This window comes from Phycicoccus sp. DTK01, from assembly GCF_017312765.1.
Taxonomy (GTDB): Bacteria; Actinomycetota; Actinomycetes; order Actinomycetales; family Dermatophilaceae; genus Phycicoccus; species Phycicoccus jejuensis.
Genome location: NZ_BOPU01000008.1, coordinates 16693 through 33552, shown reverse-complemented (window position 1 = coordinate 33552; position 16860 = coordinate 16693). Strand labels below are relative to the sequence as shown.

Below are 16860 nucleotides of genomic sequence, written 5' to 3'. Positions count from 1 at the left end.
GCAGCCATGATGCCCGGTCACACCCTCCCGGCGACCCGCCGCGACCGCCACGGGCGCCCGCTCACCGCGGGCGCGGTGGCGGCCCTGCTCGAGGAGGACACCTCCCCCGACTGGTGCTCGCTCCTCGACGTGGAACGGAGCTCGCGACGGGCTGCCGCCTACGGCCTGCGCGGCGTGACCTGCGTGCCCGAGCGGGTGGCGGCGGTCCGGTCCTTCCTGCCGGACGCCCAGCGCGTCACCGCCCACCTGGAGTCCACGGAGCCGCTGCGCGACTGGTGCTCCTTCCAGCTGCTCCTCGCGCAGGCCGAGGACGCCGTCGCCGACGGGGCCGACCAGGTCCGGGTGACCGCCGCCCTCGACGACCTCGACCGCCGGCACCTGCGGACCGTCGTGTCCCGGCTCGAGACGCTGCGCGACCTGACCCGCGCCGCCACCGCGGACCTGCGGCTCCACCTCGTCGGGCTCACGCAGGAGCGGGTCGACGACGTGGTCGCCGTCGCCGCCCACGTCGGGCTCGACTCCCTCGAGGTGGGAGGGACGCGGCCGGACACCCGGGTGCTCGCCCGCCTCGCCGGCACGCTCCCCGACACCCTCGAGCTCAAGCTCACCACCCCGATGGCCGACCTCGACCGGCTCCTGCTGACCTACGCCGCCGGCGTGGACACCTTCGGCGCCGACCCCGCGACCGTCATGGCCGCGGCCCGGGCCCGCGAGGAGCGCGGCACCCTCGCCGTGCCGGACGCCCCCGCGGCGGACGAGGGCGCCGCGGCCGGCTGACGGTCACGGTCCGGCGGGTCCTGGTGGTCCGGCAGGGCCGGCGGACGTGCGCACCCCGCGCGTCGGCGACAATGGGTGCGCACCGTCCACGCACCGCCGAGGAGTCACCGTGACCGAAGGAACCGTCCGCTGGTTCGACGCCGACCGGGGCTTCGGCTTCATCGCCCTGGGCGAGGACGCCGAGGACCTGTACGTCCACGCGTCCGACGTCGTCGGGGGTGACGGGACGCGGGTGCTGCGGGAGGGCCAGGTCGTCGAGCTCGAGGTCGGGGAGGGCGACCGCGGCCCGATCGCCCGCCGCGTCCGCGTCGTCGCCGAGCGCGACGAGTCGACGCTCGGCGTGCTCGGCACGGTCGCCTGGTACGAGCCCACCAAGGGCTACGGCTTCGTCACGCCGGACGACGGTGACGCCGAGGTCTTCCTCCACGCCTCCGCCGTCGTCGGCGGTGGCGTCGTGTCCGAGGGGCAGCGCGTGGCCTTCCTCGTCGTCGACGGGCCGAAGGGTCCGCAGGCCGACCACCTCCTCCCCCTCGCCGCGCAGGCCGCCGGGTCCGGCCCGGCGTCGGACGGGGCCGACGGCACGGTGTCCTGGTACGACTGGGACAAGGGGTTCGGGTTCATCACGCCGGAGGACGGTGGGCCGGACGCGTTCGTCCACGTCCGTGAGCTGGCCGACGGCCTCCAGGAGCTCGAGGAGGGCGACCGCGTCACCTACGACGTCGTCATGGGCGAGAAGGGGCCGCAGGCCCGCGACGTGCGCCTCGCCGGCCGCCCGGCCCGCCGGAGCGCGCCCGCACCGTCCGCCCGTGGGCGCTCCGACCGCGGAGGGTCCGACCGCGGACGGTCCGACCGCCGGGAGTCCTCGGCCCCGCCTGCACGGGGCGGCACGGGCGTCGTCGCCCGGTACGACGACGAGCGCGGCTTCGGCTTCATCGCCCCGGACGCCGGCGGGCCGGACCTCTTCGTCCACGTGTCCGTCATCCGCGGCGCGGAGGCGCTCTACCAAGGCGACCGGGTGCGTTTCCAGGTGCGACAGAGCGACCGCGGACCGCAGGCCGACCGCGTCGAGCTCCTCTGAGCCGCAGGCCCGCTCGGCGGTCGCCGTCGAGTCGGGACCCGCTCAGCCCCGGCGCCGACCGAGGAGGGCTCCCCCGGCCGCGCCGAGCAGCACCAGGGCGAGGCCGGTCAGAGCGAGGCCGACCCCGCGCCGTGGCGTGACGACGGTGAACCCCGGCGAGAGGACATCCACGGGGCCCGCGTACGCGAACCAGCCGAACTCCACCGGCTCGGCCCACAGGACCGCCGCGGAGAGGAGGCAGGCGAGCGCGACGAGCACCGCACCGACCACCACCCGGGTTCGCACCGGCCCACCGTAGTGCGCCCTGCCGCTCGGTGAGCCGCTCTGCACCGGTCAGGGAGTCGTGTCGATGACGGCTCCGGCGCCCCGCCCCCCGGCCCCGACGAGCGCGAGGAGCAGAGCCTCTGGATCGTCGCCCGCGAGCGCACCGGTCCCGGAGCGCACCCCCTCGGCGAGCAGGTCGGGCGCGGCCTCGAGCGCGTCGGCCGACAGGAGCACGAGTCGTTCGCCGACGACCGGGAAGCGGCTGTCCCAGGGTCGGCCGTCCGCCGGCGCCGTCGAGCAGCCACCGGGGGTGACGACGATCGCCGGCGGCGCAGCCCGCACCGCGACGACGAGCTCGCCGTCGTGCGTGCACGCGGCCGCCGCGTAGCACCCCCCGGCGACGCCGCCGCCGCTCTCCGTCCGGTCGCTGACGACGACCTGCGTCAGGCGGGTGCGGGGCCGGATCTCGGCCACGCCGCCCGGGTACTCGACCGTCGTGACCGTCCAGCCGCAGGCCGCGTGCCGGTGCACGAGGGCCGGTCCGACCACGTGGCTCAGCACGCGTCCGCGTCCTCGACGACGACGCCGCAGCCGCGCAGCACGCGGCGGGTCGGCCCGTGGTCCCCGACGACCGAGAAGGTGACGTTGCGTCCGGCGCAGCTGCGGCGCGCCCAGAGGATGGTCGCGACGGTCTCGGAGCTGGGCCGCTCCACCCCCGAGAGGTCGACCCGCACCGGCCGGCCCGTCCGCAGGCCCCGGGCGAGCGCCTCGCGCACCCTCCGCAGGTCCCCACCGGCCACCGCCCCGTCGAGGTGGACGGTCAGCGTCTCGGCGCTCGTCGTGGTCATCCCGCGAGGCTCCCAGCGCGGGATGACGACGGGGCGGCCCGCTTCTTTGCAGTCGTGTGACGACTGAGGGCGGACCGCCCTCACGAGGCGGTCCGGGCGCCGCGTGCTGGCAGACTGCCGGGATGTCCGTGAGGCTCCTGGTGCTCGACGACGACGACGGCATCCGCACGTCGCTGTCGATGGCGCTCGAGGACGAGGGCTACGCCGTCGTCGCGCACGCCAGCGCCGAGGACGCCCTCCAGGAGCCGTCGCTCGCCGAGGTCGACGTCTTCCTCGTCGACCTCATGCTCGGCGGGATGGACGGCTTCGGCTTCGTCCGCGAGATCCGCCGGCGCTCGGACGTGCCGATCATCGTCATCAGCGCCAAGGCCGACACGCACGACATCGTCGCGGCCCTCGAGGCCGGCGCCGACGACTACGTGACCAAGCCCTTCGAGATCAAGGAGGTCGGGGCGCGGCTGCGGGCCCTGCGGCGACGGCCCCCGATGGCGGCGCCGGCACCCGCCTCCCCGTCCGGTGGTGTCGTGGTCCTCGACGCCGCCCACGGACCGCTCGTCCTCGACACCCTCGCGGGCCGCGTCCGCCGCGGTGACGACGAGGTCCACGTGACGGTGACGGAGTACCACCTGCTGCGCGAGCTCGCCGACTCCGCCGGGCGCGTCCTCAGCCGGCAGGTCCTGCTCGACCGGGTCTGGGACCGCGGCTACTTCGGGGACGAGCGCATCGTCGACGTCCACGTCCGGCGCCTGCGCACGAAGATCGAGGCCGACCCGTCGGAGCCGACGCTGCTCGTCACGGTGCGCGGGCTCGGCTACCGGCTGGACCCCGGGTGAGGCCGGCGCTGCCCGTCCTCGGCATCCGCGCCACCTCCGCGGCGTCCTTCGCCGTGCTCGCCCTCACTGTGTCCGCGCTGCTCGCCGCCGGCACCTACCTGACGGCCCGGCACTACCTCGTCGGCCAGCGGGAGGCGACGGCCGCCCGCCAGGCCTTCGTCGACGCCTCGCTCGTGCGCGAGGGCCTGCTGACCGCGGGGGCCTCGGTGAGCGACGTCCTCGACGAGACCTCGCCGCCCCCGGGGGCCGTCGTCGTCGTCAACCGCGGCGGGCAGTGGTTCACCTCCTCGCTCGAGACCGGCGCCGACGACGTGCCGGACCGCGTGCGCGGGCTCGTCGCCGACGGCACGGCCGCCCGCGCGTGGACGGTGGTGCGTGGGGAGCCCGCGGTCGTGGTCGGCGTCCCCGTCCCGGCCGTCGGCGTGCAGTTCTACGAGCTCTCCCCCACGACCGAGCTCGAGTCGACCCTGCGCACGCTCGCGGTCGTCCTCGGCTCCTTCGCCCTCGTGACGGCGGCGGCCGGGGCGCTGCTCGGTGGCGCCGCGTCCCGCCGCGTGGTGGCGCCGCTGCGCGACGTGGCGTCCGCCGCGGCCGCCATCGCCGCCGGTCGGATGACGACGCGGCTGCCCCGCACCTCGGACCCGGACCTCGCCGTCATCGTCGGGTCGTTCAACACGATGGTCGAGGCGCTCGACGAGCGCATGCAGCGCGACGCCCGGTTCGCCGCCGACGTGGCCCACGAGCTGCGCTCCCCGGTCACGACGCTGATGACGAGCATCGACGTCCTCGACGCCGCGCCCGAGGGGGACACCGAGCGTCGGCGGGCCGCCACACAGCTCGTCCGGCGTGAGGTGCGTCGCCTCCACCGCTCGCTCGAGCACCTGCTCGAGCTGGGACGCCTCGACGCAGGGGTGCTCGAGCGGGAGCCGGAGCCGGTCGACCTCGAGGAGCTGGTGCGCCACACCCTCGCGGAGACGTCGCGCCCCGACGTCCCGGTCGACACCGACGCAGGCCTCGGCCCGGTCCTCGGCAGCAAGGCCCAGCTCCACCGCGCCGTCGTCAACCTCCTCGACAACGCCGACCTGCACGGCGGCGGCGCCGAGCGGCTGGAGCTGCGCCGCGAGGACTCCCTCGTTCTCGTGCGCGTCGTCGACCGGGGGCCCGGTGTACCGCCGTCGGAGCGCGAGCGGGTGTTCGAGCGCTTCGCACGGGTCGGGTCGCGGGGGTCGGCACCCGGTTCGGGGCTGGGGCTCAGCCTCGTCGCGGAGATCGCCCGGGCGCACGAGGGCTGGGTCCGCTGCGAGGAGACACCGGGCGGCGGCGCCACCTTCGTGCTCGGCCTCCCGCTCGCGCCGTCGTCGGGGGCCGGAGCATGACGGGCCGGCGCCGCGCGGCGCTCCTCCTCACCGCTGCCGTCCTGCTGGCCGGCTGCGGCGCCCCACGCAGCTCGCCGGCGACCACGCTCGAGAGCGTGCCCTACGACCTGCTCGCGCCCTCGCAGGCGCCCGAGCCGTCGCCGACCGAGGCGGACCGCGGCGGAGGGCGCGCGTTCCTCGTGCGGGGAGACGCCCTCGTGCCGACCTCGCCGGTGTCGCCGGGCTCGTCCACCGCGGACACCGTGCGGCGCACGCTGGCCCGCCTGACCGCGGGTCCGACCGAGGACGACCGGGCGGCCGGCCGCTCCTCCGCCCTGGGACCCGACGTGCCCGTCTCCCTCGTGGCCCTGTCCGGGCGCAGGGCGGTCGTCGACATCGGCACCAAGGACCTGCCCCCGGGGGCCGGTCGGCTCACCCTGGCGGTCGGCCAGCTCGTGCTGACGGTGACCTCGGTGCCCGGCGTGGACGAGGTGACACTGACCTCCGACGGCGCCTCGGTCCCCGCGCCCCTTCCCGGTGGAGCCCTGACCGACCGCCCCCTCACCGCCGACGACTACCGCTCACTGACGGCTGCCTCGGCGTCCTGACCTCGCGGGCGGCGCGCCGGAGGCCGCGAGGTGGACGAACCACGTCGCGGCCTCCGGCCCTCTCCGCCCCGGACCACCCTCTGACCCGGAAGCGGTGGCGGCGCTCAGCCCGCCCGGGTGGCCGGCGCGTCCTCGATCCACTCCGGCAGCCGGGGTGCGCCCGCCTGGTAGCGCCGCGAGAGCTCGGTGACGTTCGGGTGCAGCCCGATCCCCCGGATCTCGCGGGCGATGGACTCGACCACCTGCCCCGGCGCGCGTCCCTTGGCGCGCGACTCCCCCTTGAGCTGGGCGGCGGCGAGGGCGTGCGAGGTGCGCTCGTCGATGGTGTCGCTGGTCTCGAGGACGATGGAACCGGTGGTCATGTGAACTCCCTGTCTCGCTCGGACCCGCTCCGTGTGGGCGGGTCGGTCTGACTCCTCCACAGTGGCAAGGAGATGCTGCGAGCGACCGGACGGCTTCTTTGCGGTTGCGTGACGAATGCGCTCGGACGGTTCCGCAGTCCTTCCGACGCCCGGTGGCGGGGGTATCACGGTCGTGTCGCCGTCCTACCGCCCGCGTCCCGAGGAGCCCCGTGCCCACCTGGCTGACCGCCGTCTCCCTCACCTCACTCGCCCTGGCGCTGGCCTGCGGCGTGTGGATCGCCGTCGATGTCGTCCGCCGGCCGCCCCGCATGGGTGTGATGGCCGTGGTCTGGCCGGTGACTGCGCTGTTCGGCAGCGTCGCCGCGCTCTGGTTCTATCGTCGCCACGGGCGTGCCGGGGTCGACGACGACCCGACGATGGCGGTCTCCGTCGGCAAGGGGGCGCTGCACTGCGGCGCCGGCTGCACCCTGGGCGACGTGGTCGCGGAGACGACCGCGTTCCTCCTGCCCTCCGTGCTCGTCCCGTTCGGGTACCCCGGTCTCCTCCCCGACCGGATGTTCGCCGTGTGGGGGCTCGACTTCGTCGCGGCCTTCGCCATCGGGATCGCGTTCCAGTACTTCGCGATCGTGCCGATGCGCGACCTCTCCCCCGGCCGTGGGCTGCTCGCCGCGCTCAAGGCCGACGCGCTCTCGCTCACCGCGTGGCAGGTGGGCATGTACGGGATGATGGCGCTGCTCGTGTTCGGGGTCTTCCAGCCGCTGCTCGGCGTGCGGCCGGAGGCGTCCTCGCCGGTCTTCTGGTGCGCGATGCAGCTGGCGATGCTCGCCGGCTTCGCCACGGCGTACCCGATGAACTGGCGGCTGGTCCGCCGGGGCGTCAAGGAGCGCATGTGACGCAGCCCGCGCCGACGCCGATGAGTCCGGTGGCCCGCACCGGTCTGCACACCGACCCACCCCGGCCGACCATCCGACGGGAGACCCCGTGAAGCTGCTCCTCACCTCCGGAGGCGTCACGAACCCGAGCATCCGCAATGCGCTGGTCGGCCTGCTGGACAGGCCGATCGACGAGTGCACGGCCCTGGCCGTCCCCACGGCGCAGTGGGGTCACCCGATGTGCGGTCCCGCCTCAGTGCGGGGGTTCGTCGCGGGCGACCGCCAAGGCGTGGGTCTCACCGCGCTGGGCTGGGCCTCGGTGGGCGTCCTCGAGCTGACCGCGCTGCCGAGCATCGGGGAGGACCGCTGGGTGCCGTGGGTGCGGGACGCGGACGTCCTGCTCGTCGACGGCGGTGACGCGACGTATCTGGCCCACTGGATGCGCACGTCCGGGCTCGCCGACCTGCTGCCCTCGCTGACGGACACGGTCTGGGTCGGTGTGAGCGCCGGCAGCATGGTGCTGACCCCGCGCATCGGGTCCGAGTTCGTGGCGTGGGCGGAGGCACCGGACGACCGGACGCTGGGGCTCGTCGACTTCTCGCTTTTCCCGCACCTCGACGTCTTCCCGACGAACACGATGGCCGACGCCGAGCAGTGGGCCACCGCGATCGACGGCCCTGCCTACGTCATCGACGACCAGACGGCCATCACGGTCGTGGGCGACGTCGTCGACGTCGTCTCCGAGGGCACCTGGATGAGGCTGCCGTAGCAGTCCCGATTCGTGGGCGCAGGGCACGAACTGCGGCGTCAGAGATCCGTTGGTGGCCGGTGATCCAACCCGCTGCTTACCGCCCAGATTGACGTTGGCCTGGGTCCAATGGGTCGCAGCACGGCCGGACGTCGGCCGCTCGGCTACACCGGCCGTTCGCTGACCGTAATCCGGGACCGAGACGTTCGACGGTGCCCGGTCTGCGGGTGACGCCTCCGTCGACGTTCTCACCGAGATCGCCCAAGAGACGCGGGAAGAGGCGTGTCGCGGAAATCTTGCTGCCGGAGGCTTTCACGGGCCCCTGCGACGACGTCTAACAGCCAGAGCGGGCACAAACAGGAAGGAGCCCACAGTGAGCACTCACTCCGAGAGCGACACGACGTCCAAGCCGGGTCACGGCGACGACCACCCCTTCAAGGTGACCTTCCGGTCCCTGGCGGGGCACAGCGACAAGGTGACGGTCAAGCCGTCAAACACCATCGGCGAGGTCACCGACAAGGAGGTCAAGCAGTTCATCAACCAGGGCTGGCTGACCGCCGGCGACTACTCGCTGAGCCTGCCCCGCGTCTCCGACAACGAGCTCGACCCATCGGCCAACTTCGGCGACCTCGGAATCGTCGAGGGCGACGTCCTCATCCTGATCAACCGCAAGCCCCAGGTCGACGGCGCCGGCGCCACCGTCACCAAGTAGCGGGCGGTGGCTCTCCACCCGGCTGTCCTGGCCGACCTCCTCGACGCGGAGGTCGGCCGGGCCCGCATGAAGCTCGGCGACCTGACCGGCGACCTCCACCGGGAAGGGTCGAACGTTGTCATGACCCTGACGCGAGACGACGGTTCATGGAACCTGCTGCTGGACGGCTCCCGCTACGACTCCGAGCCGTTCGACGCGACCCTCGTCGACGACGACGGCGAGATCCTGGCGTTAGAGCAGTGGATCCCTGGCTTTTGCCACGGCGTCCATCCCAGCCTCGGCGTTCCGTTCGTGTGCGTCAGCGGCACCCGCGGCTACTACGCCCACGAGAGCCACTTCACCGAACGCTGGGACTCCCACCGCTTCAGCATGCGGCTCGACTCCCTGATCGAATCCCTTCTCCGGAAGGCAGGCATCAATGCGTAATCACCACAGCTCTCCAACACCTTCAACGACGCCACCGACCGAGGGAGCACCACTCGTGCTGACCTCAAGGGTCCTCCAGGACGCCCGCACCTTCTTCGAGAACCGCGGAACCCTCGGCCTCGAAGGCACCGCAATGATCAACAAGGGCAAGGGTCTCGAGCTGGTCATCCCACGGCAGAACGCGCGCCGCGACGCCTTCGGAAGCGTCAACGTCGAAGTTCCCCGGGCAGGTCAGATGGACCTCGCTCTCGCACTGGGCCCTGACGAGTTGTACGTGGCGCGCATCCACAGCCACCCCGGTAACGCGTTCCACTCCCCGGCGGACGACGCCAACCCCGTCATCACCTTTGAGGGCGGCATCTCGATCGTCGTTCCGTACTTCGGCCTAGGCCTGCGTCGCGGCCTGGACGCCTGCGCCGTCTACCGCTTCTGCGACGGGTCCTGGGACGAGCTGATGGCTGGACCGGATCGCGACCGATGGATCGTCGCTGAGGAGTCGTCGTGAACTCCTGGTCCGAGGACCCGCGGCTGCGGCTCCTCGGAAGCCAGACCGCCGGCGGCGTGCAGGAGCCGGCTATCCAGGTTCTGCAACGACTCAATGAGACCGAAGTCTCCGTGACTGTGTCAGCAGAAGCCAATGACGCTGCGCGCGTCGCTGTCGCGGCGTTCGTGACGATGATTGCCCGTCTGGTGCCGCGCGTTGTTGTCTACGACCCGTCTGGCGACGGTCGCTTACCGAATAACTGGTGGCAGGCGGCTTCGTGGGCTGACCTGCTCCACAGGCTGACGCCGGTGCGCCCAGTCACCGAACTGCCCCCCACCCGACGCATCTCGGTGGGTTTCGGCGTCGTCGAGCCTGGCTGCGATGTCTACGTCGGCGGCGGTGATTGGAACGTCGTTCTCGCCGACCGCCCCGTCTCTATGGAGATCGGCGCCAACCACGGCCTCGGACTTCATGCCGCAGGGTGCTTGGCGGTCAGCCAGGTCCTCATCAAGGTCCTCGCCGACCTGGGCTTCCCGGGCGTAGAGGTGACTGGGACGGTCGAAACCAACCTGATCGACCACCGTCTGCGCCTGGTCAACGACCAGGACCTCGCGGTCACTGACCCAGCGGCCGGGTTCGAGGTTGGGCGAACCGGGTTCCTGGGGGTCGGATCGGTGGGTACCAGCGCCATGGCCCTGCTTGCAACGGCGTGCTCGCCGGTGCTGAACGGGTCGCTGCCGGCAGCCGCGTGGTCCGCAGCACTGGAGGTGACTGCGGTCGACAACGATGCATTCGACCCTGACCGTAACCCGTACCGTTACCCGGCCCTGCTGGGAGGCGAGACCGGCAAGAAGGCCACAGAGATGGTCAAGCGTCTACAGCAGCTTGGGCTGACCGCCGAGGCTCACGACACGGACGTCGCCATCTGGAACACCAGCAAGAAGGAGCCCGGCTGGCACGGCGTCGTGATCTCGAGCGTCGACACTCTTAGTGGGCGGCTCGACGTCGCCGACGTGCTCAGCAAGGCGACCTTGTCTGCGGGGGTGTTGGGCACCGAACTTCACGTTCAGTGGGAGCGGTTTGCCGACAGGTTCAGCTGCCCGTTCTGCGACTTCGTCCGCGCTGAACCGCCGCTCACCCAAGCCGGCGTGTATTCCCAGGTCACCGGCATCCCGATCCCGCGAGTGCTCGCTCTGCTCCAGGACGGAGCCGTCTTGGAGCCCTCCGATGTCGACATGGCGATTGCTGCTGGCCGCGTTCCCGCGCCGCGACGTGATGCTCTGGTCAGCGCCCCGCTAAGCGATTTGATCCGTCAGGCGTACGCCGAGGCCGAGATGCGTTCCCACGCCGACGCCAGTGCCGATGTGGCGAACGGTGACCGCGAGGTCATCGCGGTGGCGTCGCCACAGGTGTCCTGGTTCGCCGGTGCCCTGATCGCCGCCGAGCTGGTGAAGCACATGCTCGGCCTACCCACCGTTGACCGGCGGGTCGACCTTGACGTCGCCGGCCTGCCAGCCGGGATTGTGCGCCGGCCGCCCGCCGACGCAACCGGCACGTGCATCTGTCATTCCGGCGTACGCCGACGCTGGTACCGGACGATGTATGGCGACAGCGCTGCGACGGAAGGCGGATGTTCCTGATTCCTCAGCGGATCGAGCCGAAACTCACCCGTCCCATCCGGTGCATCGCCGATACTTGAAGAATGACCGACGCGCTGGCCGACGACCCGGATGACCCGGATGACCCGGGTGAGGGTCCGCGCGTCTGCACCCCATCCGACGTCGGCGCACAGTACCTGCAGCACCACGAGTGGCTGCGCAAGGTTGCGAACCGATTCTTCGACGGCAGGCGGCCCGACATGGCCGATGAGGCGATCGGCCTCGTGTTTGCCCACCTTCTAGAGCTAGTCGAGGAGCAGAAGCTCACCGACCGGGGCGAGGGGTGGCGCGGCTACCTCCGCAGGGCGGTCCTGAATCGGTGCGTCGATCTGGTGCGCAGCGAGAAGAAGACCCAGGAGCGGTTCCCTCCCGGCGACCCCGAACAACCCCGCGTTATCGACCACGACCCGCTCGGGGAGCACGTCGCGGCTGAGGACGTCGCGAGAGGACGGCAGGAGAGACTGAACGCCGCTGTCGAGAAGCTGACCGAGCGGCAGGTCACGATCCTCCGGTACGTCTTGAACGGCACGACGAACAAGCAGATCGGCGAGGAACTCGGCATCACTGGTCAGGGAGTCGGCGACCAGCTCAAGACCATCATCAAGAAGTGCCATGAGGAGGTGACGAGGGATGACTAAACCAGACCACGAGAAGACGTCCTCCGCGACCGACCCGTTCGTCGAAGCACTGCTCGACACAGTGGCCGGGCACCCAACGTCGGACGACCTCACCGACGACGAACGTGACTTGATCGCCGCCATCGCACAATGGGCACCTGGGCTTCCAGAAGCACTTGCCGAACTCGACGCCGATACGAATGAGACGGGGGCGGCACCCGTGCGAGTCGACGACCCGATTGCTCAGATGCTTGGCCTCGTGGAAGACCCAGGAGTTGTCATCAACGGCCGCCAGGTCGCTGCCTTGCGAAAGTCAGCTGGCCTCACTGTCGGCGACCTCGCACAGCGCCTGAAGCAACGGGGCTGGGACGTCACTGCGAACACTGTCTTCTCGTGGGAACGCGACAAGCTCAATGCACCACCAGCAACCATCAACGCAGTTGCCGAGGTCCTCAATGTCGACACTGATTCGATCTTGACGACCAATCCACAGCGCGCCCAGACCCTGGATGTCCTCTTCGATGACGAAATGATTGCAGCCTTCTTCGACCAATGGTCCCGGGAGAGGAAGGTCCCCGTCGAACGACTCGCTGAGCATTCCAAGCGACTACTTGCCACCGCTGGCAAACGCAACGCCACGTCTGCGACGCCTCAGACCCTCTTGGCGATCCTTCAGCACTTCAAGAACCTGCCCGATTTCGAGCATCCGGCGTGAGCACCCGCCGCGACCACGCACGTCGCCTCGTCGACGCTATCGAGCCGGCGCAACGTGCCGCCATTGCCAAGCACCCCATCACCGGCATCGAGAGCTTGGGCTACACCGTGGTTGCCGAGCCGGCTCTTACATCCGGGCGAGGCGCCGGCGGCTTATGCGACGGGCTGTCCTTCGCCAAGCACAACACCGTCATGTACTCACCGACCCCAGGATCGAGAAAGGAGAACTTCACCCTCCTTCACGAGGTAGGGCACATTCTGGTCGAACGCGACGACGACGCCCTCAACTGGCTTGCCGACCGTGACGACCCGGACTCCGAGGTCGAGCGCCTCTGCGAGGAAGTCGCCGCCAATCTGGTTATTCCTGAGAGCCTGCTTGATGACGTTGTCGGCACCGGCCCCATCACGGGCGAAGACCTGAAGGCGCTTGTTGCCCGGTCGGCCGCCAGTGGCCCGGCATGCGCAATCGCGCTGTCGAATCGCCTGTCTTCAGGAGCGGTGGTAATAATCGACCGCGCCACGGGCCGGGTCGTCCACTCGGCGCTCCGTGGCGACAACCTCACGGTCTACCCGTGGAGCAACACCAACGTTCCAAGGAACCATCCATTGCTGGCGTTGCAGTCAGGTGACACGGCGACCAGGAAGACGTTCTGGACCGACGAGTGGGAACGCCGCCAAGAGTATTACGTGAGCGCAATCGCGACCGAGAAGCGCCTCTATGCAGTCTTCAGCACCTCCGACCTCTGGGGCGTTGAAGTATTCCACGGAGGTCCCCTCCCTCCCGCGAAGTCGGAGGCACCTCGCCTCGGACTCCGCTGCCATTGCGGGTACGTTGGTCGGGCCTTCGGGTGGCCTTGTGCGACATGCAAGCGCCAGTATTGCCCAAGGTGCGGCGAGTGCGACTGCCCACGACGTGACCGAGCCCAAGGCATATGTACCAAGTGCTTCCTGCAAGCGCCCGACCTGGAGAACGGCGTGTGCGGTGAATGCAGGTAGCGCAATCCCCAGGTGGATCGTTTTGCATTGGATTTATCCGACGCCCGCTCCGCCGTGCCTTGGCTGTGGAGTAGTGGTGCGTCCTTCCGCCGCTTGTCGAGTCTGCGCCCGGCGCCCGGCTCATGCCGTGGCGTCGAACCAGGCCTGAGTGATCCGTCCCTCCTCGAACTTCCAGGAGCCATCGGCTACGCCAGCTCGCAGGACCCTGATGACGTCCTCGACAGGATCCGTGGGGCTGATATCGAGCGCGATCATCTCGTATTGGCTGGCTCTCTCGGCATAGATGCTGAGCCGCTTAAACGGCTCGATGGCTCTTTTCAGGTCTCCCTGCACCGGCCCAGGTCGGAAGCTGATCAAACGAATCGTGACGTGATGGGAGGGCTGCAGCATCTCAGTGAACACAGGATGAGTACTCGCGCCTGGGCTGCCCGCGCGGACCACGTCACCCCCAGCGAGATCCCAGACAAACCACGGTGGATTGTCGATGACGTAGGTGTCCTCCCCAGACCGATAGGCCAGACGCGTTCCGACCCACCGGGGGCCACCCCTCCTGCACCTCGAGCTCGAAGACGACGCGAGCGTCAGGACCCTCGGCCTCATTTGCCTCACCCATCCGCGCAGTACCTAGGGAGACTTGTCTTGTTCAGAGCTAGACCTGGAGTGGGTGGCTCCACTGAAGCAATCCGCCCAGTCCAGGGCGTAGTGCTACGTCGCATCCAGACCCGAAAGTATCCCTAGGACAAAGTAGCCCGATTCTGACGCCCCGCTGCCAGAGGCTTCCAGGGTTGTAAGGTGCCGATAAATCACGATAACGTCACCAAATCGTGCGGACTGGTATGCGGGCGGTAGGTTCGCCTCCCCGGGAATGGCCGCTTGGAACTCGGGCTCAGCTAGAGATGTCATAACTCGACGACCAAGCGCTAGTGCAAGGTTCGGAGGAAGGTGCTGCAAGGACCGCCTCGCAGAGGGCGACAGGATCACCGTTTCGGCACCTGCGCCATCTAGATCATTTGCGGACATGCTGCTGGCGGAATCCGGAGGGTGGTCGAATGTTTCAGATTCAGTAACTTCGCTCTCCCCGGCTCGTACCGACTCTCTAACCCTGCGCGCAAGAGTGGTCTCGATTCCCGTTAATCCAACCTTAGTCTGCCCTTCGGATCTGTCTACAATCTTCGATGAGTAAACGAATAGGAATCCAGCGGTGATCAGGGCTATAGTAACATTCGCGTCCCTTTCGGTGAAATAGCCATATACTCCTACCCCCAAGAGGGTCGTGCCGACGATCGCAAGCAACCAAGACGTATCGCCCGTTGAAGGGCGTGGGAGCCCTGCGCTTTTCATCCATCGCTCCGGTCGCGATCGTCGCGCTCTCGGTCACGCGCAAGCTCTTCACGCTCCAGCGCGAGCTCGATCGAACGAAGGGCCAAATTCAGGTCAAACGTCATGCCGTCCGCTGCATCACGCTCTGCCTCAGCGAGTAGTGATTCCAGATCTCTACTCATCGGTTTCGCCGTCCTTCACCACGGCCATCACCAAAACGCCTTGCCCTGCATGACCGGACGCGTCGGGCGTCTCGAAGCGGGTGGGCTTCAGAAACACGCGATAGCCATCCGTCATCAGAACGCGGTAACGGTGGCTATCCGACTCAAGCTCCGGCAAGTCTTCGAAGCGGACGGCGACCAGCAGCGCCTGCAAGTGCCTCAGACGATCCAATCCAGCATGGCTGGCGAACCGCAGCAACCCCTCACGGGCCGTCTGGGTTACCTCAACGCGTTGCGAGGGCTCATCCATTGGCTTCCAATCGTCCAGCGGGCCACGGGACACCGGGCTCTTCCGTGCGCGCCGGTTGGCTGGCAGAGTAGAGGCTGCGTGCGGATATGGCCACACAGTAGCCAACTCAAGTCGATTGGACTGTCGCAAGGGGGCTGAGTGACTCAGGGGCGATGGATACTTTTCACTGTTGTGGCGTTTATCTTCCTCGCGGTCGTGCTCATCATTCGAGGTCGGAGTCGCAGCAAGAGTCGGGAAGCAGGAAGACAGCAGCGAGCAGTCCGCGAGTACGAACAGTTGCTCAGGACCCGACCGGATCTGCTACTTGAAGGTTCCCCCAACCCTGCCGTCGCACTTTCGCACATTTGGCGCCTCTACCCGGGAGGAGCGTTCTTGGGGTTGCGGACTCCGCATTTCGGGTGGTGCACGGTTGATCCCGAACACGCAGTTCTGGTCATAGGCCCGCCCCGGTCTGGGAAGACGCAGAGCATTATCATCCCATCCGTCTTGAATGCATGGGGTGCGGTTGTGGCGACCTCCACCAAGGCCGACGTTCTTGCAGCAACAGTCCAGGCGAGGGCGACCCGCGGCAGAGTTTGGGTGTACGACCCATCTCTGCAATTTCCAAATGCGGCCCCCGGTGTCAACGTGCTGCAATGGTCGCCCGTGCGCGCCGGGCGAGCCTGGGACGTCACGCTGCAGACCGCGTTCGCGATGGTCGATGCCTCTTTCAGCGCTGGCAGACCGCCAGACCCCCACTGGGGTGAGCGAGCGGGGACACTGCTTGCCGCCCTGCTGCACGCAGCCGCTTTGGAGCAACTCCCTCTTGGGGCAGTGCGGCGCTGGGTCTTGACAGGTGACTTGGATTCGGCGCTCGCGATCCTGGAAGGTCACACCGACCGCATGGCGATGGATGTGCTTCGGGGCCTTCTGCGGACATCCGAGCGAGAGTTGTCCGGGATCATCTCCACGGCGGCCAACGTCCTCAGTGCCTACAACTCCTCCAGCGTGCTCGAAAGCACACAGTGTCCCAACTTTGACCCACACCAGTTCGTACGTTCTTCAGACACCCTTTATGTTCTTTCACCCTCACATATGCAGGAGCGGCTCGCTCCACTAGTCGTAGGGCTGCTCGAGGAGATTCGTGATGCTAGCTTCATGCGTGAACGTAGCCAACCGCGGCAGTTTCACAATGTGATGTGGGCCCTGGATGAAGTCACCAAGATCGCGCCCCTAAGGAGCTTGCCGGACATCGTTTCCGAAGCGGGTAGTCAGGGGCTACACGTCATTGCGTGCCTTCAGGATCTGTCGCAGGCACGCGCGCGATGGGGTGAGGCCGCGCGCGGGTTCCTAACATTGTTTTCTATAAAGGTGATATTTCCTGGTATTGGCGATTTGGAAACTCTCACGAATTTGAGCCAGATCATGGGCGTCAAACGTAGTTCGTACCCCTCCGAAACGACTAGCCGCGACGCGGCCGGAAACGTCACCATCTCAAGATCGCAGAGCTGGGTGCCGGAGCCCGTCATGGACGTAGGTGCCATCGCTTCCCTACAGCAAGGGACGGCGTTAGTGGCTATGGGAGCGACGTTCTGGTTCGTCCGGCTAACGCCACTGCACAGTTCGAAGGCTTGGTGGCGAGTGGCGAGCGGCGGCAAGGACACCTAACCGAGTGGCGGCATGTTTGGGCGTTCAGGCGCTGACGTGAAGGGTGGAGCAGACGGCTTGGCTGCGATGC

At 68.8% G+C, this 16860-nt stretch carries 21 protein-coding genes; 15 read left to right on the top strand and 6 right to left on the bottom strand.

The window, feature by feature from the left end; all coding sequences use genetic code 11:
• Positions 1-6 precede the first annotated feature (6 nt).
• Together J3473_RS15540 and J3473_RS19815 are read left to right on the top strand one after the other, a co-directional pair.
• Positions 7-777, top strand: a complete 771-nt coding sequence (locus J3473_RS15540; RefSeq protein WP_207024828.1) for a hypothetical protein — start codon at positions 7-9, stop codon at positions 775-777.
• A 109-nt stretch (positions 778-886) separates the two neighbouring features.
• Positions 887-1855: a cold-shock protein gene (locus J3473_RS19815; protein ID WP_207024827.1), complete on the top strand. Its 969-nt coding sequence runs from the start codon at positions 887-889 to the stop codon at positions 1853-1855.
• A 42-nt stretch (positions 1856-1897) separates the two neighbouring features.
• Here J3473_RS19815 and J3473_RS15530 read toward each other — a convergent pair whose 3' ends face one another.
• From J3473_RS15530 to J3473_RS15520, 3 genes are read right to left on the bottom strand one after another with little or no spacing between them, the layout of a single operon-like run.
• Positions 1898-2140 carry a hypothetical protein gene (locus tag J3473_RS15530; RefSeq protein WP_207024826.1) on the bottom strand — a complete coding sequence of 81 codons (243 nt, stop codon included), beginning with the start codon at positions 2138-2140 and terminating at the stop codon, positions 1898-1900.
• Positions 2141-2188: 48 nt separating this feature from the next.
• Complete coding sequence (locus J3473_RS15525; protein WP_207024825.1) at positions 2189-2680, bottom strand: hypothetical protein; 492 nt, start codon at positions 2678-2680, stop codon at positions 2189-2191.
• On the bottom strand, positions 2674-2967 hold the full coding sequence (locus J3473_RS15520; RefSeq protein ID WP_207024824.1) for an STAS domain-containing protein: 294 nt from the start codon (positions 2965-2967) through the stop codon (positions 2674-2676). Before J3473_RS15520 ends, J3473_RS15525 begins: the two co-directional genes overlap by 7 nt.
• Positions 2968-3089: 122 nt before the next feature.
• On the opposite strand from J3473_RS15520, the gene J3473_RS15515 reads away from it, so the two are divergent.
• Genes J3473_RS15515 through J3473_RS15505 form a run of 3 tightly spaced genes read left to right on the top strand, consistent with a single transcriptional unit; the run spans position 3090 to position 5763 of the window.
• Positions 3090-3800, top strand: coding sequence for a response regulator transcription factor (locus J3473_RS15515; protein ID WP_207024823.1), 711 nt, complete (start codon positions 3090-3092; stop codon positions 3798-3800).
• Entirely contained in the window at positions 3797-5176 is a 1380-nt protein-coding gene (locus J3473_RS15510; RefSeq protein ID WP_207024822.1) for a HAMP domain-containing sensor histidine kinase, read from the top strand. The genes J3473_RS15515 and J3473_RS15510 overlap by 4 nt, the downstream gene beginning before the upstream one ends.
• Entirely contained in the window at positions 5173-5763 is a 591-nt protein-coding gene (locus J3473_RS15505) for a GerMN domain-containing protein (RefSeq protein WP_207024821.1), read from the top strand. The genes J3473_RS15510 and J3473_RS15505 overlap by 4 nt, the downstream gene beginning before the upstream one ends.
• Positions 5764-5867: 104 nt before the next feature.
• Here the strand turns inward: J3473_RS15505 and J3473_RS15500 are convergent, their stop codons facing one another.
• Positions 5868-6125: a hypothetical protein gene (locus tag J3473_RS15500; RefSeq protein WP_207024820.1), complete on the bottom strand. Its 258-nt coding sequence runs from the start codon at positions 6123-6125 to the stop codon at positions 5868-5870.
• Positions 6126-6334: 209 nt separating this feature from the next.
• Here J3473_RS15500 and J3473_RS15495 point away from each other — a divergent pair, with 209 nt between their 5' ends.
• From J3473_RS15495 to J3473_RS15455, 9 genes are all read left to right on the top strand, one after another.
• Positions 6335-7018 carry a DUF4396 domain-containing protein gene (locus J3473_RS15495; RefSeq protein WP_207024819.1) on the top strand — a complete coding sequence of 228 codons (684 nt, stop codon included), beginning with the start codon at positions 6335-6337 and terminating at the stop codon, positions 7016-7018.
• Positions 7019-7106: 88 nt separating this feature from the next.
• Positions 7107-7766 carry a Type 1 glutamine amidotransferase-like domain-containing protein gene (locus tag J3473_RS15490; protein ID WP_207024818.1) on the top strand — a complete coding sequence of 220 codons (660 nt, stop codon included), beginning with the start codon at positions 7107-7109 and terminating at the stop codon, positions 7764-7766.
• A gap of 352 nt (positions 7767-8118) precedes the next feature.
• Positions 8119-8457 carry a hypothetical protein gene (locus J3473_RS15485; RefSeq protein ID WP_207024817.1) on the top strand — a complete coding sequence of 113 codons (339 nt, stop codon included), beginning with the start codon at positions 8119-8121 and terminating at the stop codon, positions 8455-8457.
• 6 nt (positions 8458-8463) lie between these two features.
• Positions 8464-8883 (top strand): hypothetical protein, encoded by a 420-nt coding sequence (locus J3473_RS15480; protein ID WP_207024816.1) that lies wholly within the window; start codon positions 8464-8466, stop codon positions 8881-8883.
• Between the two features lie 55 nt (positions 8884-8938).
• On the top strand, positions 8939-9388 hold the full coding sequence (locus J3473_RS15475) for a Mov34/MPN/PAD-1 family protein (protein WP_207024815.1): 450 nt from the start codon (positions 8939-8941) through the stop codon (positions 9386-9388).
• A complete protein-coding gene (locus J3473_RS15470) occupies positions 9385-11007 on the top strand; it encodes a hypothetical protein (RefSeq protein ID WP_207024814.1) in 1623 nt (540 codons plus the stop codon). The genes J3473_RS15475 and J3473_RS15470 overlap by 4 nt, the downstream gene beginning before the upstream one ends.
• 62 nt (positions 11008-11069) lie before the next feature.
• Positions 11070-11663 carry a sigma-70 family RNA polymerase sigma factor gene (locus J3473_RS15465; protein ID WP_207024813.1) on the top strand — a complete coding sequence of 198 codons (594 nt, stop codon included), beginning with the start codon at positions 11070-11072 and terminating at the stop codon, positions 11661-11663.
• Complete coding sequence (locus tag J3473_RS15460) at positions 11656-12357, top strand: helix-turn-helix domain-containing protein (protein WP_207024812.1); 702 nt, start codon at positions 11656-11658, stop codon at positions 12355-12357. The genes J3473_RS15465 and J3473_RS15460 overlap by 8 nt, the downstream gene beginning before the upstream one ends.
• Entirely contained in the window at positions 12354-13352 is a 999-nt protein-coding gene (locus J3473_RS15455) for an ImmA/IrrE family metallo-endopeptidase (protein WP_207024811.1), read from the top strand. The genes J3473_RS15460 and J3473_RS15455 overlap by 4 nt, the downstream gene beginning before the upstream one ends.
• 120 nt (positions 13353-13472) lie before the next feature.
• Here J3473_RS15455 and J3473_RS15450 read toward each other — a convergent pair whose 3' ends face one another.
• Both J3473_RS15450 and J3473_RS15445 read right to left on the bottom strand, forming a co-directional pair.
• Entirely contained in the window at positions 13473-13952 is a 480-nt protein-coding gene (locus tag J3473_RS15450; protein ID WP_207024810.1) for a DUF4265 domain-containing protein, read from the bottom strand.
• Positions 13953-14846: 894 nt separating this feature from the next.
• On the bottom strand, positions 14847-15143 hold the full coding sequence (locus J3473_RS15445; RefSeq protein WP_207024809.1) for a hypothetical protein: 297 nt from the start codon (positions 15141-15143) through the stop codon (positions 14847-14849).
• Between the two features lie 138 nt (positions 15144-15281).
• Between J3473_RS15445 and J3473_RS15440 the strand changes: the two genes are divergently transcribed.
• Positions 15282-16790, top strand: coding sequence for a type IV secretory system conjugative DNA transfer family protein (locus tag J3473_RS15440; RefSeq protein WP_306790190.1), 1509 nt, complete (start codon positions 15282-15284; stop codon positions 16788-16790).
• The last annotated feature ends 70 nt before the right edge of the window (positions 16791-16860 follow it).

What these genes read in the sequence shown, in the direction of transcription:
- J3473_RS15500 (WP_207024820.1), bottom strand. Translation starts at nt 6,125, where the DNA reads ATGACCACCGGTTCCATCGTCCTCGAGACCAGCGACACCATCGACGAG.
- J3473_RS15540 (WP_207024828.1), top strand. Translation starts at nt 7, where the DNA reads ATGATGCCCGGTCACACCCTCCCGGCGACCCGCCGCGACCGCCACGGG.
- J3473_RS15515 (WP_207024823.1), top strand. Translation starts at nt 3,090, where the DNA reads ATGTCCGTGAGGCTCCTGGTGCTCGACGACGACGACGGCATCCGCACG.
- J3473_RS15460 (WP_207024812.1), top strand. Translation starts at nt 11,656, where the DNA reads ATGACTAAACCAGACCACGAGAAGACGTCCTCCGCGACCGACCCGTTC.
- J3473_RS15520 (WP_207024824.1), bottom strand. Translation starts at nt 2,967, where the DNA reads ATGACCACGACGAGCGCCGAGACGCTGACCGTCCACCTCGACGGGGCG.
- J3473_RS15505 (WP_207024821.1), top strand. Translation starts at nt 5,173, where the DNA reads ATGACGGGCCGGCGCCGCGCGGCGCTCCTCCTCACCGCTGCCGTCCTG.
- J3473_RS15465 (WP_207024813.1), top strand. Translation starts at nt 11,070, where the DNA reads ATGACCGACGCGCTGGCCGACGACCCGGATGACCCGGATGACCCGGGT.
- J3473_RS15445 (WP_207024809.1), bottom strand. Translation starts at nt 15,143, where the DNA reads ATGGATGAGCCCTCGCAACGCGTTGAGGTAACCCAGACGGCCCGTGAG.
- J3473_RS15450 (WP_207024810.1), bottom strand. Translation starts at nt 13,952, where the DNA reads ATGAGGCCGAGGGTCCTGACGCTCGCGTCGTCTTCGAGCTCGAGGTGC.